This window comes from Nocardia blacklockiae (assembly GCF_015477355.1).
In the GTDB taxonomy this organism is placed as follows: Bacteria; Actinomycetota; Actinomycetes; order Mycobacteriales; family Mycobacteriaceae; genus Nocardia; species Nocardia blacklockiae.
The window spans coordinates 1-23,883 of the sequence record NZ_JADLRJ010000001.1 but is presented as its reverse complement, the minus strand read 5'-3'; the positions used below and the strand labels follow the sequence as shown (position 1 = coordinate 23,883).

18 protein-coding genes are annotated in these 23,883 nt (G+C 69.6%); 9 read left to right on the top strand and 9 right to left on the bottom strand.

Annotated elements, in window-relative coordinates; genetic code table 11:
• Window positions 1–3: 3 nt before the first annotated feature.
• A complete protein-coding gene (locus tag IU476_RS00090) occupies window positions 4–471 on the bottom strand; it encodes a hypothetical protein (RefSeq protein ID WP_195095287.1) in 468 nt (155 codons plus the stop codon).
• A 365-nt stretch (window positions 472–836) separates the two neighbouring features.
• Between IU476_RS00090 and IU476_RS00085 the strand changes: the two genes are divergently transcribed.
• Complete coding sequence (locus IU476_RS00085) at window positions 837–3,176, top strand: hypothetical protein (protein ID WP_195095285.1); 2,340 nt, start codon at window positions 837–839, stop codon at window positions 3,174–3,176.
• A gap of 25 nt (window positions 3,177–3,201) precedes the next feature.
• On the opposite strand, the gene IU476_RS00080 is transcribed toward IU476_RS00085, so the two are convergent.
• The 7 genes from IU476_RS00080 to IU476_RS00050 all read right to left on the bottom strand — a co-directional run bounded on the left by IU476_RS00080 (window position 3,202) and on the right by IU476_RS00050 (window position 11,514).
• On the bottom strand, window positions 3,202–3,831 hold the full coding sequence (locus IU476_RS00080; RefSeq protein WP_195095283.1) for a dihydrofolate reductase family protein: 630 nt from the start codon (window positions 3,829–3,831) through the stop codon (window positions 3,202–3,204).
• Between the two features lie 150 nt (window positions 3,832–3,981).
• Window positions 3,982–5,184, bottom strand: a complete 1,203-nt coding sequence (locus tag IU476_RS00075) for a cytochrome P450 family protein (RefSeq protein WP_195095281.1) — start codon at window positions 5,182–5,184, stop codon at window positions 3,982–3,984.
• Window positions 5,185–5,358: 174 nt separating this feature from the next.
• Window positions 5,359–6,495 (bottom strand): FAD-dependent monooxygenase, encoded by a 1,137-nt coding sequence (locus tag IU476_RS00070; protein ID WP_195095279.1) that lies wholly within the window; start codon window positions 6,493–6,495, stop codon window positions 5,359–5,361.
• Entirely contained in the window at window positions 6,492–7,910 is a 1,419-nt protein-coding gene (locus IU476_RS00065; RefSeq protein ID WP_195095277.1) for an FAD-binding oxidoreductase, read from the bottom strand. Before IU476_RS00065 ends, IU476_RS00070 begins: the two co-directional genes overlap by 4 nt.
• A gap of 51 nt (window positions 7,911–7,961) precedes the next feature.
• Entirely contained in the window at window positions 7,962–9,290 is a 1,329-nt protein-coding gene (locus IU476_RS00060; protein WP_195095275.1) for an MFS transporter, read from the bottom strand.
• Between the two features lie 10 nt (window positions 9,291–9,300).
• Entirely contained in the window at window positions 9,301–10,365 is a 1,065-nt protein-coding gene (locus IU476_RS00055) for an amidohydrolase family protein (protein ID WP_195095273.1), read from the bottom strand.
• Window positions 10,366–10,410: 45 nt separating this feature from the next.
• Entirely contained in the window at window positions 10,411–11,514 is a 1,104-nt protein-coding gene (locus tag IU476_RS00050; RefSeq protein WP_195095270.1) for a hypothetical protein, read from the bottom strand.
• Window positions 11,515–11,785: 271 nt separating this feature from the next.
• Between IU476_RS00050 and IU476_RS00045 the strand changes: the two genes are divergently transcribed.
• The 5 genes from IU476_RS00045 (at window position 11,786) to IU476_RS00025 (ending at window position 19,151) form a co-directional block, all read left to right on the top strand.
• On the top strand, window positions 11,786–14,992 hold the full coding sequence (locus IU476_RS00045) for a helix-turn-helix transcriptional regulator (RefSeq protein ID WP_195095269.1): 3,207 nt from the start codon (window positions 11,786–11,788) through the stop codon (window positions 14,990–14,992).
• A gap of 29 nt (window positions 14,993–15,021) precedes the next feature.
• Window positions 15,022–15,831, top strand: coding sequence for an LLM class flavin-dependent oxidoreductase (locus IU476_RS00040; protein WP_195095268.1), 810 nt, complete (start codon window positions 15,022–15,024; stop codon window positions 15,829–15,831).
• A gap of 120 nt (window positions 15,832–15,951) precedes the next feature.
• Complete coding sequence (locus IU476_RS00035; RefSeq protein ID WP_195095266.1) at window positions 15,952–16,902, top strand: RNA polymerase subunit sigma-70; 951 nt, start codon at window positions 15,952–15,954, stop codon at window positions 16,900–16,902.
• Between the two features lie 45 nt (window positions 16,903–16,947).
• Window positions 16,948–18,402: an MFS transporter gene (locus IU476_RS00030; protein WP_195095264.1), complete on the top strand. Its 1,455-nt coding sequence runs from the start codon at window positions 16,948–16,950 to the stop codon at window positions 18,400–18,402.
• Window positions 18,399–19,151, top strand: coding sequence for an isocitrate lyase/PEP mutase family protein (locus tag IU476_RS00025; protein WP_195095262.1), 753 nt, complete (start codon window positions 18,399–18,401; stop codon window positions 19,149–19,151). The genes IU476_RS00030 and IU476_RS00025 overlap by 4 nt, the downstream gene beginning before the upstream one ends.
• A 4-nt stretch (window positions 19,152–19,155) precedes the next feature.
• On the opposite strand, the gene IU476_RS00020 is transcribed toward IU476_RS00025, so the two are convergent.
• Window positions 19,156–19,791 carry an RICIN domain-containing protein gene (locus tag IU476_RS00020; RefSeq protein WP_195095259.1) on the bottom strand — a complete coding sequence of 212 codons (636 nt, stop codon included), beginning with the start codon at window positions 19,789–19,791 and terminating at the stop codon, window positions 19,156–19,158.
• Between the two features lie 267 nt (window positions 19,792–20,058).
• On the opposite strand from IU476_RS00020, the gene IU476_RS00015 reads away from it, so the two are divergent.
• From IU476_RS00015 to IU476_RS00005, 3 genes are all read left to right on the top strand, one after another.
• Window positions 20,059–21,891, top strand: a complete 1,833-nt coding sequence (locus tag IU476_RS00015; RefSeq protein ID WP_195095257.1) for a DUF4357 domain-containing protein — start codon at window positions 20,059–20,061, stop codon at window positions 21,889–21,891.
• Window positions 21,888–23,081: an McrC family protein gene (locus IU476_RS00010; RefSeq protein WP_195095255.1), complete on the top strand. Its 1,194-nt coding sequence runs from the start codon at window positions 21,888–21,890 to the stop codon at window positions 23,079–23,081. Before IU476_RS00015 ends, IU476_RS00010 begins: the two co-directional genes overlap by 4 nt.
• 288 nt (window positions 23,082–23,369) lie before the next feature.
• Window positions 23,370–23,723 carry a VOC family protein gene (locus tag IU476_RS00005; RefSeq protein ID WP_195095252.1) on the top strand — a complete coding sequence of 118 codons (354 nt, stop codon included), beginning with the start codon at window positions 23,370–23,372 and terminating at the stop codon, window positions 23,721–23,723.
• The last annotated feature ends 160 nt before the right edge of the window (window positions 23,724–23,883 follow it).

Here is a 23,883-nt window from a genome sequence, read left to right as displayed (position 1 = left end):
GTTCTAGTCCCGTTCGTGGAGACCGGCGACGAGCTCGAACAGATGCAGCAGGGCCAGATAGTCCGAGGCCGCCGCCACGACATGTGGCAGCGCCGGCTCGTCCGCGACGGTCGCCCCGGCGGCGGGCGCCAGCAGTCGCGCGATCGCGGCGGCCACGATCTCGCGGGCGTCGGCGGCGCTCACCTCCGCGGGCGCCCGGGCCAGCGACTCCGCGAGCACGGCATGCGCCTTCGCCAGTTCGTCACCGACCCGGCGCACCCCTTCCTCCCCGGTGAGTCGCGCGTCGCCGAGTTCCAGCTCGGCCGCCAAGCGGTTCCGCCGATCCACGAGTTCGTCCGCTACTTCCTCCTCGGTGAGATGAGTGGCGTGGACCAGCGAGGTGAGGGCCACGTGGTCGAGCTGCTGATGCAGTGCTTCCAGGGCGGCCGCGGTGACGCCCGCGCCCTCCAGCCAACCCCATGGATTACGCATGTGCTGATTCACGATTCCCACAACACTTCGAACAATCCGACTCCCGTGTAATCGATCGATCTTGCACTGTCGCCATGATCGTGACTCGATTCGCCGGGCCCGCGTAAGACGTAAAGCACCGGTTGCCGTCGACCTCGCCGCGGAGCGCCGGTAAGCCCCGACCCCCTTCCATGTGGACGGCCGGGAGACGGGCCTCGAGATCGAGGTGGCGCGACACCGGTGATTTCACCGATACGACCGCTGACCGGTGATACTCCCGATCCGAAAAGCCCTGGCCCGCAACTACTATCGGTTCCGATACCGAAAATTGGCATTTCACAATCACGGCCGTCGCCGTACCGTTTGCTCTGGCAAGGTCATAGAGAATGCTTTCACCGCAGCGCCGCTTTCTGACGAGTCGCCGGGCCGTCGAAGTGTATGCCGTCTTCATCGCGCTTTTCGTGTTTCCGGGGATCGTCGGCGCGGTCGCCACCGCGCAGTCCGGGACGTCGGCGAACGGCGAACTCTCGTGGATGGACGTGCGCGATTCGTCGGGTGTCTCGTTGTCGAATTACTTGATCGTGACCGATTACAGCTTCTTCAATCCGGGCAAGACGGTGGTATCGGCGCTGCTGGAGCTGGAATTCGTGGGCTATATGGCGATCGTGACCTCCGCGATCTGGATGATCGGATTCGTGCTCGGGCTCGGCTGGCTGAACACGGTCGGCGCGGCCCTGCAGGGCGTCGCCGCCGGGATGACGGATCAGGTCGCGACGACGGCCGCCCTGATCACCGGCGTCACCATCGGGGCCCTCATCGTCGGAATCTTCCTCATCCGTGGACATTTCGCGAAGGCGAAGGTTCAGGTGGTGACGATGTTCGCCGTGGCGGTGCTGGGCCCGGTGTTCCTCGCCGATCCGCTGGGCGAGGTGCTGTCCGCCGACGGGTTCTTCGTCCAGGCCCGCAATGTCGGCATCGCGGTCGCGGCCGGCGTGAACGGCAACGACAACCCGGATCCGGACCGTGTCGTGGCGTCGATGCAGGAAACGCTCGCCGACAATTTCGCGCGTAAACCGGTACAGGTGTGGAACTTCGGGCACATCGTCGACGAGCGGCCGGCCTGTGGCGCGGGGTGGAGCGCGGGCCAGCAGGCGGGCAGCGCGGACCGGGTCCTGGACACGATGCGCGCGTGCGGTGACATGGACGCGTACGCGCACGCGAAGAATCCGGGGATGGGCCAGGTCGGCGCCGGGCTGATCCTGATGTTTTCCGTCATTGTGCTGCTGGGGTTTTCGGCGTATCTGGCGGGCAAGGTATTCGGGTCGACGATGCGCACCATTTATCATCTGTTCCGGCTCATCTTCGGGGTCGCGTTCGGCGGTTTCGTCTACGGGCCGACGCAGATCGCCCTCATCCGCGATGTGACGGACGTGCTGATCGGTGCGGCGCGGATGTTCGTCTACGTGGTGTTCGTCGGCATCTACACCTTGTTCATCGGGAATCTCTTCCGGCAGGCGCCCGGACAGGTCACCTCGGTGATGATGATCGCCGCGGTGGTCATGGTGGTCGCCATCTTCCAATTGGCGCGGCTGAGCAAGGGAATGGATCGCGGTCACGACTGGCTGGCGCAACGATTGGCGGGCGCCACACTCGGAAACGGCTCGGGCGGCGGCACGTCCGGCGCCGCCATGGGAATGGGAACCACGCGGGCCAATGGAACGCTCGCCGCGGGCATGCTGACCGGACTCGCCGCAGTGAGCACGATCAGTAATTCGCCGGCCACCGAATGGCTGGCCGGGCGCACGCGCTCCCCGCTCCGCCCGTTCTCGCGGACCGAGCGAAGGGCGCAGCGCGCGACGTGGGGCGTGTGGAACAGTCCGGGATTCGGCGGTGAGCAAGGGTGGTATCGCCAGTCGTATCTCAATCGCCAGCAATTCGCCGAAGCCGCGCGCAGAGGCGCCGCACGCTACGGCGGCGTGGACACCGTCAAAGGTGTGGCCGCGGCACTGCAGGGTCTCCAGGATCGCGGCGGCACGCTCGGCGACGCGCAGGGCGCACTGCTGGGAGCCGGGTTCTCCGATCAGCGGCTCATCGGTTACGGCATTCGGTCCTGGGGCATCGTCGACGCCAACGCCGAGGACGAAACACTCGCCGACAAGCATTTGGGTCACGTCGTCGCGGCGATGCAGCGCACACAGCATTCGGCCAACCGGGTCGCGCGGAATCGCGGCGACGCGGCGGAGACAGCGGCGGATCTCGCCACTCTGCAGGCGTCGACGTTCCGGTACCGTCGGGCGAATCCCGGTGGCGTCACGCTGGACGGCGGAATCCCGGGTGGCCCGCAAACCGCCTGGGTCACCGATTACATGGCCAATCCTGCGCGCCGCAAAATACAGGCCTTGCAACAATTGGCCAGCGGAGATCCGGCACCCGCCGGTGCCGGACTCGGCGGGATCGACCAGAACGGCGCGGCCCGGATGATGACCTGGATCGGAAACGAGCACGCGAGGCTGGTGCAAGGTCAGGTCGACCGACTGCTGGCAGACCCCACCGATCCACAGCGCATCCGTGATGCCCGGGCCGCGATCGTAGCCGCCACGGATACCGACCAATGGGCCTCGGGTGTGCATCGCACGCCGTGGAACTCCCTCGCGCCGCCCGGCAACAATCCGCCGCCGCGTAACTGGCGCGACAGAATGCAACCGGTGGCGGACCTGCTGCGCTGAACTCCGGGAATGCAGCCGGGCGCGGTCAGGGGGTGCGGGTGAACGTCAAGTGCGTCACGCCGCTGGGTGAAGAGACGGACTCGATTCGATAGTTGCGCTCGAGTCCCTCCAGGCCGTCCCAGAGGCGCACGCCCCGGCCGAGCAGAATCGGGACCACCGCGACGTGCATGTGGTCGATGAGACCTTCGGCGAGGAATTCGCGAATCACGGTGGCGCCGCCGCCGATTCGAACGTCTCGATCACCGGCCGCGTCGCGGGCCGTCTTCAGTGCCTCGGCGGGCGGGGCGTCGAGGAAATGAAAGGTCGTTCCGCCCTCCATCTCGATCGGCGGCCGGGTGTGCCGGGTGAGGACGAAGACTGGCGTGTGGAACGGCGGGTTGGCACCCCACGCGCCTCGCCATTCCGGATCCTCGTGCCATCCCGGGTGACCGAATTTCCCGGCTCCCATGATCTCGGCCCCGATCCCGATGTCGTGCTGCCGCACGAAAGCGTTGTCGACACCGACACTCCCGGTCGGCTCCCACCACCGAGTGGCGAACATCCACTCGTGCAGCCTTTCCCCGGCATGCCCGAAATGCGCATCCCGGCTCTGCCCCGCCCCGGTCCCGAACCCGTCCAGCGAAACAGCGAAATTGTGAACTCTCGCCAACCCCACGACATACCTCCCGTAACTCCCGAACTCCGAGCGTCCACATTCTCCCCACCTCCCCCACGCCCCGAATCAGTGAAAACACCGGTTCCCACCCGCTGCCGACCTGGCATCAGGCGTAGCTCGACCTGCCGGTGGCGCTGCCGCTATCGCGGTCTACCCGATGAGGTTGATGTCGGCACCGCTGAACAGGAGATCGTCCGGGCGGTCTCGCGGTGTTCGCACGTCCTGATCCAGACGGCATTCCGGAGCGCGCAGGCGCAGTTCCGTCAGGAAGACCTCGATCGCCAACTGCGCCAACGATTTACCCGGACAGACATGTCTGCCGAAGCCGAAGGTCAGCGGCAGTTTGCCGGGGGCACGCAGGTCGAGGGGATCGTCGAAGGCGAGCGGGTCGCGGTTCGCGGCGGCGAACATCACCAGCACCGGTCCCGCCGGCAGCGTGGTGCCGCTGCGCAGCGTCACCGGCCGGAGCACGGCGCGTTTCCACGCGACCAGGCCCGGGTCGAGCGCTAGCACCTTGGCGGCGACCCGACCGGCGTCGGGCCCGGCGAGAAGCTCCCACCAGGCCCGGTCGGGATCGCTCAGAAGTCGTTGCAGCCCTTGCTGAATGGTGCCGCTCACGGTGTGCACGCCCGCGGCGAGCGAGTTCGCCATCGCGGACACGGCGACGCGGTGCGGAATCCCGGCGTCGGCCAGCCGCCCGGCGAAACCCGCCGTCCGCTGTCGCCGGGCGGCGGCCACGGTCCGGCCGCTCACCGTGAACAACCGCCCGAGCGCACCGACCGCGTCGACCAGCTCGCGGCCGCGCAACGCACGGCCCAGCAGCCCGGATTGCGCGCCGCTCCACTGCGCCACCGACGGCCACTCCGCCGCGGGCAGGCCGACCGCCGAGCCGACGACCCGCGCGGCGTAGGCGATCGACAACGCCGTCGCGTCGGCCGCCACCCCGCGCCCCGGCTCCCACTCGTCCAGTACCGCCTGGGCGTGCGCGGTCAGCTCGGCCGTTCGCCGGGAACGCAGGCCCGGCGTGATCGTGAAATGCCCGGTCGAGCCGGCCATGCTGTCCCACACGCGCTTGTGCAGGACGTCGTCCGTACAGTCCGCGGTTGCCTTGGCGGGCAACGGAATCAGATGCCGGCACAACTGGACGACGGCACGTGGGTCCGCGGCGATGCGCCGGTAACCGACCAGCGGCTGCAGCGAATTCGCGTTCGAGATACCGGGTTCCGTCGCCTCCAGCAGCTCCCGCGCGTCGTCGTAGCGCCACACCATGCGCAATCCGCTGGCGTGCCGATAGCTGCGCTCCGGCCGTTCGTGCAGCCGCGCGTACAGCGCGTCACGGTCTCGGAAGGACAAACGATTCGCAGTCGACTCGGCGAAGGGAAAACTCGTCGCCACCAGCTCTCACCCTCTACTCACGGCCGCCGGAGTGGTTCCGGTCGACCGCCCGGCCACTCGATGCCCGTGACTGTCGCACATTCGCCACCCTGTTGCCAGCCGAATCGAAACATTATGCCGACGCGGCACAGCTCAGCGGTCGCCCCCGTGCAGAACCGGGTCGTGAGCTCTCAGATAGGCGGCGCGGTCGTGGTACGAGGCGGCTAGGGCGTCACCGTAGGCGACGAGCCGGGCGTGCAGTGCGCGGCGTGGTTCGTATCGTTCCTGGAGCAGCAGTTCCAGCCGGTGCGCGTCGGTGGCCTCGGTGAGGATTTCGGCGAGCACGGTGGCGTCCTCGAGGGTGTAGCTCATGCCCTGGCCGGTCATGGGATGTGGCGAGAACGCGGCGCTGCCCAGCAGTATGACGTTCTCTCGGTGGTAGGGCTTACTCGTATAGACCGCTATCGGCACCCGCGCGAACCGGTCGGCTCGCAGCAAAGCTACGGCGTCATCGGTGTCGGTGACGAAATCCGCGAGCCGTGCCCGCAGGTCGTCGCGGTGCTCGTCGAATATCCGTGCGTCCTGCTCGCGCGGGAACCCGACGAATACCCGGGCGGTGCGGTTGTCGATCGGATAGAAATAGGCGAGCCCGCCGCCCGAGCCGAAATAGAGCCGGTTCCGCGACAGCACACTGGCGGTGACGGGCACGGTGGCCATGCGCAGCACCTGCCCCTGCCTGGTGACGTCGCGCGCGGATTCGACGAAAGTGCCGAGCGCCGAGAGGGATCCGGCGGCGTCGACGAACGTGCGCGCCCGGATACTCGTTCCGTCGTCGAGCATCGCACTGGAGACGGGGAACTGCTCGCTGCACAGTGCGAGCAGGCGGCGGCCGAATCGGAGGTCGACATTCGGCAACTCGGCGCACGCGTCGAGAACGACCGAGACGATTCGAGAGTAGGGCACGATGAGAAACAGCCCGAGTCGCGTGTATTCGGCGAAATCGTACGAGAGCAGCAGCGCTCCGTCGTGGTAGATGTCGATGCGCACGCGCTCCAGGGCTCCGCGATTCAGCAGTTCGGCGAGGAGGCCGTGCTCGGCGAGCACCCGGATACCGCGGGCCTTCAAGATCTCGGCCCCTCGGGTGGGCGGCCGGGATCCGGCCTCCAGCAGCAACACTCGCTGTCCCCGGCGGCCCAGCAGCAAGGCGAGCAGTGCGCCGCCGACGCCCGAACCCAGTATCACGCAATCGAATTCGGTGGTTGTGCCCGGCGAGTTCGTGGCGGCAGTCATCGGCTGGTCACCAGGAATCGGCCCGGGGCGATGATTCCGGCCGGATCGTAGACCTGTTTGAGGGCGGTCAGTGGTCCGTCGCTGTAGGTGGCGGCACGGTCGGCCAATTCCGTTGGGGCGTGGTCGATGTCGGAGCGGTACGGGGGAAAGCCCGCGTCGAGGAACCGCCTGCGGGCCGCGTCGCGCAGCGCGTGTGCCCGCGCGACCGCCGCGGGTTCACGCCGGAACGGGATCTGCGCGACCAGGTTGGTGCTGTGCGATGAGACGACATTGAACTCGAGCATGCCCGCGGTGCCGTACCGCTCCGCCTCGCCGGTGAACAGGTCGACCGCCGTGCGCATCGCTTCGCGCTCGAGCGGGACGATGGGAAGGAACATCAGCCAGCCGATGTCGGCGTGGTCGACCTCCGTGCAGGCGGTGATGCCCAGGCGGCGTTGCAGATTCGCGCAGCACGGTGTCCCGCGGGCGAACTGCGCCTGGGGGTACAGCGGGTCGCCGGGCACGACGGACTCGGCGGCGACCGTCCGCAGGGAGGCCTGTCCGGGAATCTCGGAAAGGATTGCGCGGATGGCTCTTCGGGCCGGTCGCACCGCGGATCGGGAGCCGAGCACGGGCAGCTGGATCGTCACGTGCGCCGGGTCGGCTCCGTCCGGAATCACCGCGCCGTCGGGCACGACGAACAGTTCCTTCAATCGCAGCATGCCCAGGGTGGGGCGGAAGGCGCGGCCGAGGGTGATCGTGGCGTCGACGGCGTCGCCGAGCACCGACCTGTCGAAGGTGGCGTGGACAACGGTCGCGGCCTCGGGCCGTGGGATCAGGCCGACCGCCATCGCGGTCACGACGCCGAGATTGCTCTGCACGAACGCGCGAGTCAGGTCGGGGCCGGCGGTGCAGCCGGGCCGCGTGCCGTTGCGGTCGAGCCCGCCCGTGGTGATGATCTCGCCGGTGCCGAGCACCACCTCGAGGCCGAGCAGATCCTCGGTGCGGGAACGGATCGTGCCGTCGCCGCGCTCCAGCGTGTTGCCGACGATGCTCGCGTCCGCGCATCCGGCGGTCACGTTGAGCATCCACGGCGTGCCGTCGAGCAGCGCGGCCAGCCGGCGCTGGGTGACGCCCGGCTCGACGACCGCGTACCCCCGGTCCAGGTCGAGGGTCCGCACGGCCGTCATCCGGTGCAGATCCAGCACCGCGCAGTTGTCGCGCACGGGGTTTCGCGACCCCATCCCCCAGTTGCGGCCGGTGCTCAACGGGTACAAGGGAATTCCGGTGCGAGCGGCCGAGAGGATGTGCTGCCGGACCTCTTCGGTGCTCGCCGGGAAGTAGGTGTCGTGAATGCGGCGTTGTCGATGTCCGCCGAGGTCGGTCGATTGCGGGTGTTCGGCGAGCAGCTGCCGGACGGTGTGGTCGTGGTTCATGAGAACTCCAGGAAGGGGGATCGCGCCGAGGCTCTGCGATTGGTGAAACCGTCAGGGCGCGTTGCCGATTGATTCAGCGGGCTTCGATTCGCGCGCATTCGAGCGCGTACGTAGTCGAAGACCGCGTAGCTTCGGCAAGGTTCCTGGAGAGCCGCCGTGCCGATCGCCCGCAGGGGCGTGCCGCAGCGCCGCCATCCCCGCCACGGCCTGGATCACGCAGGTCACGAGCAGCAGCCCGATGATCGGGCCCCACCCCTCCTGATGAACATGCAGCGCGCTCAGGGCGGCGACGCCCGCGCCCGCCAGGGCGTATCCCACGCCGTGTGTGATCGCCGAAATCGTTGTGGCCGTGCCGGATTCGTGCGCTGCGAGCGGTATCAGCGTGAGAATCAGGGACAAGCCGCCCAGCCCGACGCCGAGGCAGAGCGCCCACAGCCAGGGAGCAGCCGTGGGCAGCCACCACAGACCGAGCAGCCCCACGGCCGGAACCGAAGTGGCGACAAGCACCGGGCCAGCGCGACGCGGCCCACCCCAGGCCCGCCGCATCCGCCCCGGCAACACCAACGCAACCGGAATCCCCGCAGCCGCAGCCACTCCCAGCAAAACCCCCGCCCACGCCCCACCCACCCCAGCATCCCGATACATCGACGGCAACCAACTCATCACGCCGAACGCCAACACAGCCCAAGCCCCGAACAACACAGCCAACGCCCAAGCCAACGACCCCCGCAACGCCCTACCCCACTCCGACAACGCGCCGGGCGCGGAAGGTGCTGCTGATATGGGAAGCGCAGGTTGCCGTAAGGCGCGCAGCCATAGGACGAGGGCCAGTGCGCACACCGGTGCCCAGATTCCCAGGCCCCAGCGCCAAGAGGTGGCCGCGCTCACCGGTGCCGTCACGAAAGCTCCTGCAGCACTGCCGATTCCGATCGCAGACGCGTAGACGGCGGTGATGCGGGCCAGGCGGCTGGCGGACCGTCCGGCGATGACGGGGAGCAGGGTTGCCACCACGGCGGTGGCGAGCGCCGTGACCGTGGTGCCGATCAGCAGTGCGACCGCACTACCGGCGACGCGTGCGAGCTGGCCGGCGGTCATGACGGCCAGGGCGACGGCCACGGTTCGCATCGCGCCCCACCGGCGTGCCCAGCGCGGTGTCAGCACCCCGCCCAGCGCATAGCACCACAGGGGCACGGTGATCACCCAGCCCAGGATCGCCGAGCCGAATTCCGCACCGTCCGGCACGAATCCGAGGGCAGCGCCCATGCCGGTGACGGGCGGCCGCAGGCTGAATCCGGCGGCCCCCAGCGCGACGGCGAGGGAAACCCAGCCGCCGGTCCCGACACCGGTGGTGTGCTCCGTCGACTCGCGAGTCCCGGTCACGGTGCCGCCCTCAGCCGCTGATCGGTTGGACGCGCGACCCGTAGACGCCGTGCGACAGACCGAGCAATCGGCCGACATTGCGCCACGCGACGTCCGCGAGCAGTTCGTCGTCGGCCGCTACACCGAGACTGTCCACCCGCCAACGGTTCCGCAGCGCGGTCACCTGCGGGCCCATCTCCTCCATCGGATAGTCCAGCGCGAACCCGACCCGGCTCCGTCCGACGCCCTCCACGGCGGCCCAGAACGCCAGCGGGTCGGTCACCCCGGAGGTCGTCACGAACAGGTTGGTGCGCAAGTACTCCGAGGGCGCGCGGTCCAGGTGGCGGCCGTGCCGCTCGGCGTTCGCCACCTGCCACCGCGAGTCCAGGCGGGAGGGCGCAGCGAGCAGTCCCTCGCCCGCGTGCCCGAGAATCACGGTCAGCCCGGCCGTCTCCGGTCGGTCGAAGATCCCCGCGAACAACAGGCGCAGGAAGTGCGCCGCGGTCTCCACGCCCCATCCGAACAGCGGGCCGCGCAGTTGCGGGTGGCCCTCCGACCACGCACAGGCGTCGGGCGAATTCGACGGGTGCAGATACAGCGGGACACCCAGTCCGGCAACGGTTTCCAGAAACTCGCGGTACTGCGGCTCGTCGAGATAGGAGCCGCAGGTGTGACCGTTGACGAGCACGCCGACCATACCGAGCTCGAGCACCGCCCGGCACACCTCGCGCACCGCCGCCGCGGGGTCCTGCAGTGCCACGGTGGCGAATCCGGCGAACCGCTCGGGCGCGTCGGACACCGTCGCCGCGATCAGGTCGTTGGTGCGCGCGGCGAGCAGCGTGGCCTTGGCCGCGTCGGGTTCGACCTGGATGCCGGGCGCGGTGGGCGAGAGCACCTGCGTGCGCACGCCGTGCGCGTCCATGTCGGCCAGCCGCTCGGGGCCGAGGTCGCGCAGTTTCGCCTCCGCCGCAGTCCAATACGCGGCATCCAGATTCGCGCGGGCGCCGCTGACGTACTCGGTGAGGAAATCCGGGAGCAGGTGCTCCTCGATGGTGATGATCCGGTCGAGGGGGCCGGGTTCGGGCACGGACGACATCGCTGTCCTTTCGGGTGTGATCGTGGCGCTGGTGGTGCCGCGCGGTCAGCCGGCCACGACGCCTGCCAGCTCTTCCGCGGTGTGGGCGGCGGGCAGCAGAGCGCGCCCGGCGAACGCGTCCATGCCGAAACCGGGGCCGAAGCCCGCGCCGAGCAGCGGCGTGCCCCACGCGGGACGCAGTTCCGGGCGGGCGGCGATGAGGGCCAGCGCGTCGAGGACCGCCGAGGACATCAGGTTCCCCCGGCGCAAGGACAGCCAGGCGGGCGCGACCTGCCGCGCGGTCAACCCGAGCGCGTCGGCGGCATCGCGGATGATGGTGTTGCCGCCCGAATGCAGCGCGCAGCTGCCGAGATCGCCTGCGCGCCAGCCCTGTCGGTCGAGCAAGCCGCGCAAGGCCGGGGCCACCGCGGGAATCGAGCGCACGGCGTCGGTGGTGAGGCGGAAGCGCAGTCCCTCGTCGGTGGCGGCCCACGTGATCGCGTCCGGGGTGCCGGGCACCTCGTAGCGGGCGACGTCGACGATCTCGATGCCCTCGTCGAGGGTGCAGGACGCCACCGCCGCGGCCGCCGCGTCGGAGAACAGGGCGCTCGACACGATGCTGCCCACCAGACCGGTCTCGTCCAGCTCGGTTTCGACGTGGAAGTGCGGCGAGGCGAAATCCGCGGTCACGATCAGGACCGTGGCCCGGGGGTGGGCGCGCAGCCAGGTGGCCGCGAGGGTGATCGCGTGCGCCCCGCCGCGGCAGCCCATGCCGAACACGGGCAGGGCCGCGCAGTCGGGACGCAGCCCCAGCGCCCGCGCCACGGCCGTCACCGGTGCGGGCATGGCGACCACCGTCGACGTCTCGAAGATGACCGCGTCCACCTCGGCGCCGGTGCGCCCGGCCGACTCCAGCGCCGCGCGGGCCGCGGGAATCGCGTAGGCGTGCAACGCTTCCCAGGCCACCCGGTTCCGGTCGGCCAGGCCGCGTCCGGAGACGATCTCCGCGACGGGCAGGTGCAGGGGGTGGGCATCGATCGCGAGCCGGCCGGCCATCCCGAGCGCTCGCTCCACCGTCGCGGACCGCGGGTCGTGCGCGGGGAAGACGCCGTCGTACCGCTGCCGTACGGCGTCGACCAACGCGTCGTGGGCGACTTCGTGCGGCGGCACCGCCACCACCGGAACCGATACTCTGGGATGTAGCGCGGAGGAATTCACAGGCCCGTTCTGTCCAATCTCGTTGTGATCGGCGACAATGCGCCGGCCGCACTCAGAATCGGACCTCGGCCGCGCGGGCGACAGTAGGGATATCCCTACATCCGGCCCTCCACCCGTGCGAACAGCTCGCTGCGACAGCGGCTCCCGGGCTGGCTACTATCCACGCGGCAGGGCCCGGAGGATTGGCGTACCGGGCTCGCGATCACCCGGAGGTGACGTGTCGGTGCTGTCACCGGGACGAGGTGTCCGGCCACTGGTGGGCCGCGTGGCGCAGGTGCGCACGCTGGAGTCGGGATTCGAGACCGCGCGCGCGGGGGCGTCCGCGGCGCTGTGCGTGACGGGCGAACCCGGGATCGGCAAGACCCGGTTGCTCCGCGAGGCGGTGTCGCGCGCCGAGGCGCTCGGTTTCCGGGTGCTGGGCGGGCGCGGCACCGAGCTGGAGCGCGGAATTCCCTACGGCGTGGTGATCGACGCGTTCGACCATGCCCTGGCCGCCCTGCCGCCCGCCGAGCTGACCGGCCTCGGCACCGAGGCGCTGGCGGAGCTGGCGCGGCTGCTGCCGTCGCTGTCGCGCTGGGCTTCCCCGCTGGCGACGCCGCTGCAGGCCGAACGGCACCGCTGCCACCGCGCGCTGCGTATCGCACTGCGGCAGTTGACCGTTCACCGCCCCGTGCTGCTGGTGCTGGACGACGTGCACTGGATCGACCACGCCTCACTGGAATTCGTGGCGCACCTGCTGCGGCATCGGGTGCCGCGCTCGGCTCTGCTGCTGGCCCACCGCGCCCGGCAGCTGCCCGACGCGGACGCCTCGCTACTCGAGCCCGCCGTGCACGACGAGACGCTCACCGTGCTCGAACTCGGTCCGCTGACCCCGGCGGAGACCGCCGAACTGCTTCCCGGGCGCACGCCTGCGGAACTGGCGGAGCTGCATGCCGAATGCGGCGGGAATCCGTTCTATCTCCAGGAATTGGCCCGTGCGCGAGCGCGGTCCGACGGATCCGTACCGCGCGGCCCCCGCTCGCCGGATGCCTCGGGCGTTCCGCCCGCCGTGGCCGCGGCCTTGGAGCAGGAGGTGCGGGCGCTCAGCCCGGCCGCGCGCCTGCTGCTGCGATCCGCGGCCGTCGCAGGCGGTGTGTTCGACGTGGAGCTCGCCGCCGCGGTGTCCGAACTCGGCGAGGACGAATCACGCTGGGCGATGGACGAATTGGTGCGCTCCGGGCTGGTGCAGGAGACCCGCACCCCCGGACGGCTGACCTTCCGCCACCCCATCGTGCGGCTGGCCATCTATCAGCGCGCCGGATACGGGTGGCGGCGGCGGGCGCACCGCCGGGCCGCGGCGGCGCTGGCCCGCCGGGGCGCGGCGCTGTCGGTGCGCGCCCACCACATCGAGCACTACGCCGAGGTCGGTGACGAGCTGGCGATCGAGCTGCTGACCGCGGCGGGCACCTCGGCCGCGCCCCGCGCGCCCGCCGCGGCGGCTCGGTGGTACCGCGCGGCGCTGCGCCTGCTGCCCGACGCGGCGGCGGGACCGCGGCGGCTGGCCCTGTCGACGGCGCTCGCGGACGCGCTGAGCGCCACCGGCCATCTCGGCGAATGCGCCGAGGTGCTGCGCGAGGCCCTGGCGCTGCTGCCGGCCGGCGAGCACACCGACCGCGTGGCCGTCATGACCCGTATCGCGTTGACCGAGCAGGGTCTCGGCAACGCGGCGGAGGGGCGGCGGCTGCTCGACGCCGCCCTGGCGCTCACCACCCCGGGCGGTCTGGAGGACGCGCGGCTGCGGCTGGAACTGGCCCGGAACCATCTGATGATGCGCGACTGGCAGCGCGCGGCCGAGGTCACCGCGGCCGTGCAGCGCAGCGCGGAGGTCCGCGGCGACCGGCGACTGGCCCTGGTGGCCACCGCGGCCGGGGCCTACATGGGCACCATGCACTGCGGGCAGTCGCTGGTCGACGGGAAGCGCTACCTCGACGCCGCGACCGCCACGCTGGACGGCCTCTCCGACACCGAGGTCGCGCCCGCGCTGCTCGACGGGCTCACCAATGTCGTGTACGCCGAGGTGTCGCTGGAACGCTGGGAGAACGCGGCGGCGCACGCGGATCGCGGCATTCGGCTGTGCCGCGACACCGGCCACGGGCGCTACCTCGTCGAACTCCAGCATCTGCGGGCGCTGGCACTGATGATGGTGGGCCGCCTCGACCGGGCGCTGAAGGCCGCCGACGCGGCCGTGGAAACGGCTCTGCTGCTGGACAATTCGCCGATCGTGGCGCTCACCGAGGCGACCCGGTGCTGGATACTGATGCTGCTGGGCCGCAACACCGACGCCCTGGCCTCCGGGGCGCTCGCCATGCGGGTCAACGCGCAGGCGCCGAACGCCCTGTTCGCCTGGCACGCCCCGCTGGTCTACGGTTCCGCGCTGGTCGAGGCGGGCCGCTGCCGCCAGGGACGGCAGGAACTGATGAAGGTGGCGGGCGGCGAACTGCTCGACGCGATCTTCCCGACGACCATGCCGCACTTCTACCGATTTCTCGTCGACGCCGAACTGGGCTTGGGCCGCGTCGACGCCGCCGAGCGCACGACCCGGCGCGTCGAATCGATCGTCGACGCCATGCCCGCCATGTACATGCGCCTCGGTGACGCCCGCTACTGCCGGGCCCGGGTCCAGTCGGCGCGCGAGGAGAAACGGGCCGCCGCGGCCAGCGCCGAGCAAGCCGTGCACGCCTACGAGGTGAGCCGCACCCCCGTCGACGCCGCCCGCGCCCGCCTGCTGTTCGGTCGGACGCTCGCGGACCTGGGCGACATTGCCGCCGCGCGCAGGGAATTCGACGCCGCGCAGATGGCGGCCGAGCTGTGCGGGGCGGGGCGGCTGACGGAACGGGCGCGCGCGGCGTTGCGGCGGATCGAGGAGCGGGGGGTGGGGCGTGGGGGCGGTGGCCGCGGTGCGGGCGGCGGGAGCAGTGCGGAGGGCATGGGCGGTGCAGACGGTGCGCGCGGCGGGCGCGGTGCCGGTGGCACAGGCGGTCCGGACAGCGCGCGCCGTGCCAGCGACACCGGCGGTGCAGGCAGCGCCCGCGGTGGTAGTGGTGGAAGCGGTGCCAGCGACACCGGCGATGCCGACAACGCGCGCGGTACCAGCGGTGCAGGCGGTGGTAGCAGTGCCGACAAGGCCCGCGGTACGAGCGGCCGGGGTGGTACGAACGGTACGGATAGCGCGCCGGGCCGGTTGGGCGGCCTTACCGAGCGGCAGTCCGAAATCATCGACCTGGTAGTCCGGGGCCGAACGAATCGGCAGATCTCGCACGAGTTGTTCGTCAGCGAGAAGACGGTCGAGGCACACCTCACCCGGCTGTACACCAAACTGGGCGTCTCCTCGCGCGCGGAGCTGGCGGCGCTGGCGGCCAGCGAGCGAGTCCGGGCGGCGGTGTCGGAATAGGTTGGCCTCCTTCGGGGGTTGCAGGCGCTATGCGATTCGGTGTCTACGTTCCCTCGTACGGCCCCTACGGCGATCCGGTTGTGGTGCGCGATCTCGCCGTCGCGGCTGAGCAGGCCGGATGGGACGGCTTCTTTCTCTACGACCTGATCGGTCCCCTGGACGACGCGCCACCGCCGGTCGTGGATCCGTGGGTGGTGCTGTCGGTGATCGCGCAGGCGACCACGACGATCACGCTGGGACCGATGGTCGTTCCGGCGCCGCGGCGGCGACCGTGGAAGCTGGCGCTGGAGGCCGCCACGTTGCAGCGCCTGTCCGGCGGGCGGCTGATTCTCGGACTGGGCGCGGGGGTGGCGACGGACTACACGAACTTCGGCGAGTCGGCCGCCCGGCTGGGCTCGCGGCTGGACGAGGCCGCTGTTCTCCTGCGACGCATCCTGGCGGGCGGGGAGGTCGAACACGCCGGTGAGCACTACCGCGTGTCGGGCGCCCGCTTCGCTCCGATCGAGGTGCCGGTGTGGACCAGCGGATTCTGGCCCCGGCGGACGCCGGTCCGCGCCGCCCGGAACGCGGAGGGCCTGTTCCCGCAGATCCGCGACCCCGAACACGACTTCCGGCTGCCGACACCGGAGGAATTGGTCGGCATCCGAAAGGATTTCGTGGCGGCGGGCGGACGGCCGGACGGCGACATCGCGATCTGGTCCCCCAGCGCCGAACCCTCCGCCACGCGCGCGAGCGACTACGCCGCGGCAGGCGCGACCTGGTGGTTCAGCGACGGCTCCACCGTCATCCCGGAACAACTCCGCACCCGCATCGAGGCCGGGCCACCCGCCCTGACCTGACGGCACGCAGAGGGCCGCGCTAGTGCCGGTCGGCGCGACGAGTTTCGGTGACTTCCCCGGTCATACCTGTCGAAGGCGTTCTCTGCGAACGCACCGGTCCGATTCGAGGAGTCACCGCGGATGAACCCCACGACAGTTCTCGCCCCGCCGTCGCTGGAACGGGACCTGGCCGCCCTGCGGCAACCACTGTTCGGCTACTGCTACCGGATGCTCGGCTCCGCGCTCGAGGCCGAGGACGCCGTGCAGGAAACCCTGATGCGGGCCTGGCGTTCCGCGGGCGGCCTGGCCGATCCGGCGGGCTTGCGGCCCTGGGTGTATCGCATCGCGACCAACGTGTGCATCGACGCGGCCGGGGAACGGCGGCGGCGCGCACTGCCGATGGACCTGGTCGCCGCCGCCGACCCGCACAGCGAGCTCGGCCCGGCATTGCCGGAATCGACTTGGCTGCAACCCTTTCCGACCGCCCTCGCCGACGATCCCTCGGAGCGGGCGGTCTCCCGGGAGTCGGTGCGGCTGGCCTTCGTCGCCACCCTTCAGCATCTGCTGCCGCGCCAGCGCGCCGTGCTGATCCTGCGAGACGTGCTGTGCTGGCGCGCGGCCGAGGTCGCCGAACTGCTCGACACCAGCGTGGACGCGGTCAACAGCATGCTGCGCCGCGCCCGGTCGGCCCTTGCGGCGGCACCGGCGGCGCCCGGTGCGGACGAACCGATCGACACCGAGTTGCTCGAACGCTACGTCACCGCCTTCGAGCGCTTCGATATCGATGGCATCGTCGCGCTGCTGCGGCACGACGCCGTGATCGATATGCCGCCGGTGGCGTTCTGGCTGTCCGGCCGGGAAGCGTTCCGGCGCTGGCTGATCGAGTCCGATCTCGGTTGCCGGGACAAGCGGCTGGTGCCGACCGAGGCCAACGGCTCCCCCGCGGTGGCCGTGTACCGCGACCGCGGCGACCGCTTCGAGGCCGTGGGCATCCAGGTGCTGGAGTGCGCGGGCGGCGAGATCGTGGCGCTGCACGCGTTCTTGCAACCGGAGCTGTTCCCGCTGTTCGGGCTGCCCGCCACGCTCGGCTGACGACGGCCGCGACGAGTTTTCGCGGCCCGGCCGGTTGTGCAGGGTATGGTCGACGAAATTCTGTTGCCGCCACCGGTTTCCGAGCGGCGGACGCTGCATCCCGGGGCGATTCTCGCGCTGATGTGCGGCGCCCAGTTCATCATCACCCTCGACATCGCCATCGTGAACGTGGCCCTGCCCGCCATCCAGGCCGATCTCGGGCTGGCGCCCGGCGATCTGCAATGGGTGGTCATCACCTACGTCCTGCTGCTGGGCGGTCTGCTGCTGCTCGGCGGGCGCGCCGGTGACCTGCTCGGCCGCCGCCGGATGCTGCTGCTGGGCCTGACGCTGTTCGCGGTCGCCTCGCTCACCGCCGGCATCTCGGCGTCGTTCGCGCAGCTGGTGGCGTCGCGGGCGGTGCAGGGCGTCGGTGCGGCGCTGACCGCTCCGGCCGCGCTCGCCATCCTGGTCGCGACGTTCCCCGAGGGCGCCGCGCGCACCAAGGCGCTCGGCGTATTCGGGGCGGCCGGTGGCAGCGCGGCCTCGGTCGGCGTGGTGGTCAGCGGCGCGCTGACCGCCGGGCCCGGCTGGCAGTGGGTCTTCTTCATCAACGTGCCGATCGTCGCCGCGATGGTCGCGCTGATCGCGAAATACGTTCCCGCAGACCGGGAAATCCACCGCGGGCCATTCGACGCCGCCGGTGCGGTGACAGTCACCGCCGGGCTCGCCGCGCTGGTCTACGCCATCAACAAGAGCGTCGAGCACGGGTGGACCTCGGCGGTGACGCTCGGCTTCCTCGCGGCCGGCGTCGTGCTGCTCGCGGCGTTCGTCGTCGTGGAGCACCGTACGGCGGAGCCGCTGGTGCCGCTGTCGATGTTCCGGCGGCCCACCCTGAACGCCGCGAATCTCGTTGCGGCGCTGGTGTATGCGGCGTTCTTCGCGACGATCTTCCAGGCCTCGCTGCTGATGCAGCAGGTGCTCGGGTACTCGGCGCTGCGCACGGGCGTGGCGTACCTGGCGATCGCGGCGACGGCGGTCGTGGTGGCGGCGGGGATCGCGCCGGTGGTCCTGGCGCGGCTCGGGGCCGGGTGGTCATTGGTTGTCGCACAGGCGAGTTCGGCGGCCGGGCTGCTGTGGCTCGCCCGCGTGCCGGTGCACGCCGCCTACTGGCCGGACCTGTTCCCCGGGTTCCTCGCCGTCGGCGCGGGGGTGGGCCTGTCGCTGGTGTCGATCCAGGTCGCCGCTTTCGTCGGCATACCCGAGGAGGTCAGCGGGCTAGCCGGCGGCATGGTGGAGACCGCGCGGGAGATCGGCGGCGCGCTGGGGACGGCCGTCGTCGCGGCGGTGGCGATCGCCGTGGCGCGCGGCGTGTCCGGCGGCGGGACACCGGCCCTGGCCGAGGGCTTCCGGCGCGGCTCCCTCGTCGCGGCGGGCTTCAGCCTGGTCGCGGTCCTCGCCGCGGTCACCGTTGTCCGGCGAGCGGAACGGTCGGCACGGGACACCGCGGGGGTGCGGGCATGAGCGAGCTGAGCGACGCCGCGAAACTCCTACGGTCCCTTCATGTTCCAGGACGACCCTTGTTTCTCGTGAACGCCTGGGACGTCGCGTCGGCGGACCGCGTGGTCGCCGCCGGCGGGCAGGCGGTGGGCACCTCGAGCGCCGCCGTCGCCGCCGCGCTCGGCCTGCCGGACGGTCCGGACACCCCGCTGGATCCGCTGTTCGAGGTGGTGCGGCGGATCGCGCGCGCCGTCCCGGTACCGGTGACCGCGGACCTCCTCGACGGATACGGCCGCGACGCAACGGAACTCGTCGATCGGCTGCTCGCGGCGGGGGCAGTCGGCTGCAACCTCGAGGACTCCGATCACCGGACGCCCGGGACGCTCGCCGACCCCGGGTTGGTCGCCGACCGCCTCGCCGCGGTCCGCGCCGCGGCCACGGCAGCGGGCGTCGACCTCGTGCTCAACGCGCGCATCGACGCCTACCTGCACCACGGCCCCGCCGCCACACCGGAGGTGATCCGCCGAGCCCGGCTGTACCTGGCCGCCGGGGCGGATTGCGTCTATCCCCTGCGCCTGACCGACCCGGAGGTAATCCGCCAACTCGCTACCGATCTCGCCACCCCGGTCAACGCCAACCTGGCTCCGCCCTTCGACGGGCGGTCAGCCGCGGCAGCGGCCGGAGCGGCCCGAATCTCCCTGGGTCCCAGTGGTTTCCACCGAGCCATGTCCACCTTCACCGACCTCGCCACCGGCCTGTTGGGCACGCCCTGATCGGTCATTGCCGGTGGAGGATCCATCGCGCGTGCGGCTGATCCCCGACGCGGCCGAGCAACGCCGTTCCCTGCGCGGTATCGGCGTACACGGTCAGGCTCGAGTCGGACGCCAGCGAGATCCGGTAGTTCCCGGCGGTCCGCGCGACGAACCACAGCCCGGCGTCGTCCACCGTGCACACGTCCTGACCCACGGAGTAGCTGACCGCGTCGATCCGTCTGGGCTGCAAGCACATCCGAGTCGTCGCATTGCGCAACTGGAAGATCGGCCCGGCGGGCCGATAGGCGATCAGAGCGAGTTCCCACCCGCTGATGTCGGCCCCGTCGTCGCGCCCCGCCTGCGCCACGGGACGCGACGCCGTCACCGGTGGCGCCAGCGCGTACGCGGGTTGCGCTTCGAGGAAGATCCGGTAGGTACCCGGCTGCAGCGGCGCCGCCGCCGCAGGCATAGCCGTAAACACCACGGACAACAAACCCGCCGCGATCACCATCGCTCGGCACAGACGCATCGAGGAGAACTCCGTTTCCCATTGTTTGACGAATGACCCTGCGGGCAAGCGCACACAACATACTCCGCCCACACCCGATCTCCGGTGAAGCGCGAACAACGAATTCGAGGCGTCACCCGAAAATTCGGTCATACGAAGACAATTCAGTCAAAGGGCACCGGGAACGAGCTCGGTGAGCAATAGAGATCGGGAGATGCGCGAACTCGTGGAAGCGAATCACGTACGGTACCAACAAGATCGCCGCCCCGGTGGCGCGCAGCCCTGGTACATTGCCGGTACCTATGTCGGCCGCTGTCGGTTCCGACGATCCGTCGAGCCCGGTCGCAGCGCAGGATGCCTGTCCGAACTGTATGACTGCTCGATGGCAGCCCCGTGACCCGCCAGGAGCTCTCACCTCTGATGACCAGCGACACCCTCGAATTCCAGCTCCGGTTGCCCGACAGCGGCCATCTCGCTCACGGTCGGTTGCTACCCGAAGTCGGGACTCGCGGTAGCCGGAAGTTCCTGCTCCTGGCCGGCTCCCCGGTCCGACCGCAGGTCGTGCCTTCGTTCGCCAAATGGATGCCCTCTTCACACAAGTTCCGCGAGGATCTCCTCGCGAGCGGCCGGATCACGCCCTCGCGAAGGTGGGAAGGACTTCTGGAAACGATCGAGGACATCGTTTGTGGTTCACCGTCAGCCGCCGCCGAGGTCGTTCTCGGGCGCAGTGCGAACGGGTTCATGGAATGGCGGACCACCCAGGGACATCCGCTCCGAGACTTCATGGACGGCACCCGGTCCGGACCTACCCGTACCTGGCTGGTGCGCGGCTCGAACATCGCCGGTTTCGATCTCGTGCAGCGACTCTGGCGACCCGATGGACTGGTCAGCCTCGCGGCCGAACACCTGCGGGAGGTCGATCCGGATATCAGCAAAGCGGAGTTGCGGACATTCGTCGATGAGGACTACGAGGCCGTCCTCACATACAACCAGCGACTCCAATTGGTCGAGGAACTGCACGCCTTCCTGTCGAAGATGAAGCCCGGCGACACGGTGTGCACGATATCCGGAGGATTCGTCTACGTCGGCGAAATCATCGGAGCTGCGGAGCAGGTTGTCTCCGAAGGCGGCCGATCCAATCTGCGCAGGCCGGTCGAGTGGATAGCGGAGGGCCATCCCTACGAAGACATTCCCGAGGAGCTGCAGCAAAAGCTGTCCGTTCAGCATGACGTCGTCGATCTCACTGCCGTCGCGGGCTTGGTAGCCGGGCTCGGCCGCACCGATGAGGAGCTGGAACAGGAGGCCCGTGAGTCGCCGGACGACGTCAGTGCGGAGATCGCCATGCTCGCGCGCCGCGAACTCGAACTTCCCGAACCGACCGCCGAGCTGGCGGAAGAGTTGCTCGTGCACGACCTCGACTGGCTTCGAGAAATTCGCGAACTGCTATGGGACGAGCGGCAACTCGTCTTCTACGGCCCGCCCGGCACCGGCAAGACCTACCTGGCGCTGAAACTCGCGGAATTCTTCGGCGGCGGCCCGGAACAGGTCAAGCTCGTACAGTTCCACCCGTCCTATTCCTACGAGGACTTCTTCGAGGGCTTCCGGCCCCGAGAGGATCCGCGAACTCGCGAAGTCGGCTTCCGGATCACCGACGGTCCGCTGCGCGAACTTGCCGACCTGGCGGCCCGCGAAGGGAACCGCCATGTCCCCCATTTCCTCGTCATCGACGAACTCAACCGCGCGAACCTGGCGAAAGCGTTCGGAGAACTGTATTTTCTGCTGGAATACCGCAACAAGTCCGTGCCGCTGACATACTCCGGCGATGACTTCGCGCTCCCACCGAACCTGTTCGTCATCGGCACCATGAACACCTCCGATCGCTCTGTCGCGCTGGTGGATTCGGCGATGCGGCGGAGGTTCGCTTTCGTGGAGCTCTCCCCGAGGGCAGAGCCGACCCGCGGTCTGCTGCGGCGGTGGCTCGAGCGTGAGGGCCACGATGCGGAACCGGCCGACCTGCTCGACGCGTTGAATTCCCGCATCGACGACCAGGATTGCTTGATCGGGCCGTCCTATCTCATGAAGAAGAGCGTCTACCGCGACGGTGGCCTCGAACGCGTCTGGCGCACGAAAATCCTTCCGCTGCTGGAAGAACACCATTACGGCGACGCATTGAATGTGGTGCAGCGGTACGGTCTTCCAGCATTGCGCTCCACTGTCGGACCTGCGGCGAGTAGTACGCCGTCCTCGGAATGATCGATGTAGCGCTGACAGAATACGCAGCGCCGCTGTCGCGGGCGCTGAGTGACGCGGCGGGCCGGGCACTGGCACGGTCGGGGGTGGTCGAGGCGACTCCGGACCCGGAGATCCCCGGCAACTGGCGGCTACGGGCGAAGAGCGTCGTCGGCGTCGCTTCGGTGCCCGTCTCCGACGGCGAGGCGATCAGCCTTCGAATCGCGCCCAAGATGCCCGTCGCCCGGCTGCTGTTCCTGCTGGGCTACAGCCGAAATCCGAAGGGATGGCGCGGCGAGCATGTCCGTGTCGACGAGGAACGCGACCTGCTGCCCACGTTCGCCCGCCTCTTCGCACGCCAAGCGGAACACGCACTGCACCGAGGGCTGTTGAAGGGTTATCGCGAGACCGACGAGACCGCGCTGGTCATCCGCGGCCGTGTGCGCAATGCAGAGCAGGTCCGACGTCACTACGGCAGGCTCATCCCGCTGGAGATCACTCACAACGAGTACACCATCGACATCGCGGAGAACCGCCTCTTGCGCACGGCCGACGACACCCTGCTCCGTCTTCCCGGTATTCCCACCGATGTGCGCCGCACGCTGCTGCGGTTGCGTGGCCGGCTCGCAGACGTCACCCCGATCTCGCGCGGCACACCACTACCGACCTGGAATCCCAGTCGTCTGAACGCCCGTTATCTCGAGGCTCTGCACCTAGCGGGCCTTGTGCTACGCGGGACCTCCGTGGAGCACCGGCCCGGACAGGTCGCGGTACACGGTTTTCTGTTCGACCTCGCGAAGGTGTTCGAGGATTTCGTCACCGTCGCGCTTCGCGACGCGCTTGCAGACCGTGGCGGTCACTCGGTTCTCCAGGCCACCCATCACCTCGACGAACGGAACGCGATCCGCATGGTTCCCGACTTCGTCTACTACGCCGCCGACGGCACCCCGCTCGCCGTGGCCGACGCCAAATACAAGGCCGAAAAGCCCGCAGGCTTCCCCGACGCGGACCTTTACCAAATGCTCGCCTACTGCACCGCGCTGAACCTGCCTGAAGGTCACCTCGTCTACGCCCGGGGAAACGTGCCGAGGCGTGCCCATCGCATCAAACACACAGGCGTCGTCATCCATCAGCACGTCCTCGATCTGGAACAGCCACCTACCGGGTTGCTGCACGATATCCGCGCGGTCGCCGATACGCTCGTCAAACGCTGAGGGATGCGAATCCCGTCGCCAGCACAGCCAGGCGTGGGTGCCGTCGACGATATCGACGCATGCGGCGGTGATCGGTCGTCGCGCGTGGCCCGTCGAGCACGTACAGGGCTGCACTACCGACGCGCGCCACCCACTGCACCCGAATCTTGATGGGCTCCATGCGTTCGACGTCGATTCCAGCGGCGCCCAGGGAGAGCTGCCGCCCACCAGCAACTGCGCCGATTCCGACCCCGTCGCGGTGCGGCGACGTGTCGCTGCGGGAACCTGTTCGTCCGGCAGAGTGGTGCGATGAGGAATCGCTGGATCGGTGTGACGGTCGACTGTCTCGATGTGGAGCGGGTGGCCGGGTTCTGGAGCGCGTTGCTGGATCGGCCGCCGGGACCGTCCCAACCGGGTTGGGTGTATCTGGGGACGCTCGACGATCCGTTGCCCCGCATTGTCTTTCAGCCCGTGACCGAGGCCAAGAAGGGGAAGGTGCGCCTGCACCTCGACGTGGCGGTGGAGGACATAGAGCAGGGCATGGCGCAGGTTGTCGCGCTCGGCGGCCGCTTCACCGGGGAGCGGCACGACTACGAGGAAGGAGTGGTCGTGGTGATGGCCGATCCGGAGGACCATGAATTCTGCCTGGTTCAGTACTACTGACGAAATGATCGAGTTCGTGCCGACTGAACCGCGCTAGGGCCTGTCTCCCAATAGATTTTGCATGACCAGCCCGAACAGCGGGCCGGTCATGCATTATGGTCGCCGTGGCGACACTGACCGGTGATCGGTACCAGGTGCTGACGGACAAGCAGTGGGAGCT

Excerpts from the sequence above, each read along its gene's own strand:
- IU476_RS00065 (WP_195095277.1), bottom strand. The coding sequence starts at position 7,910 with ATGAACCACGACCACACCGTCCGGCAGCTGCTCGCCGAACACCCGCAA.
- IU476_RS00030 (WP_195095264.1), top strand. The coding sequence starts at position 16,948 with ATGGTCGACGAAATTCTGTTGCCGCCACCGGTTTCCGAGCGGCGGACG.
- IU476_RS00015 (WP_195095257.1), top strand. The coding sequence starts at position 20,059 with ATGACCAGCGACACCCTCGAATTCCAGCTCCGGTTGCCCGACAGCGGC.
- IU476_RS00025 (WP_195095262.1), top strand. The coding sequence starts at position 18,399 with ATGAGCGAGCTGAGCGACGCCGCGAAACTCCTACGGTCCCTTCATGTT.
- IU476_RS00055 (WP_195095273.1), bottom strand. The coding sequence starts at position 10,365 with ATGTCGTCCGTGCCCGAACCCGGCCCCCTCGACCGGATCATCACCATC.
- IU476_RS00020 (WP_195095259.1), bottom strand. The coding sequence starts at position 19,791 with ATGACCGAATTTTCGGGTGACGCCTCGAATTCGTTGTTCGCGCTTCAC.
- IU476_RS00070 (WP_195095279.1), bottom strand. The coding sequence starts at position 6,495 with ATGACTGCCGCCACGAACTCGCCGGGCACAACCACCGAATTCGATTGC.
- IU476_RS00040 (WP_195095268.1), top strand. The coding sequence starts at position 15,022 with ATGCGATTCGGTGTCTACGTTCCCTCGTACGGCCCCTACGGCGATCCG.
- IU476_RS00085 (WP_195095285.1), top strand. The coding sequence starts at position 837 with ATGCTTTCACCGCAGCGCCGCTTTCTGACGAGTCGCCGGGCCGTCGAA.
- IU476_RS00035 (WP_195095266.1), top strand. The coding sequence starts at position 15,952 with ATGAACCCCACGACAGTTCTCGCCCCGCCGTCGCTGGAACGGGACCTG.
- IU476_RS00005 (WP_195095252.1), top strand. The coding sequence starts at position 23,370 with ATGAGGAATCGCTGGATCGGTGTGACGGTCGACTGTCTCGATGTGGAG.
- IU476_RS00010 (WP_195095255.1), top strand. The coding sequence starts at position 21,888 with ATGATCGATGTAGCGCTGACAGAATACGCAGCGCCGCTGTCGCGGGCG.
- IU476_RS00090 (WP_195095287.1), bottom strand. The coding sequence starts at position 471 with ATGCGTAATCCATGGGGTTGGCTGGAGGGCGCGGGCGTCACCGCGGCC.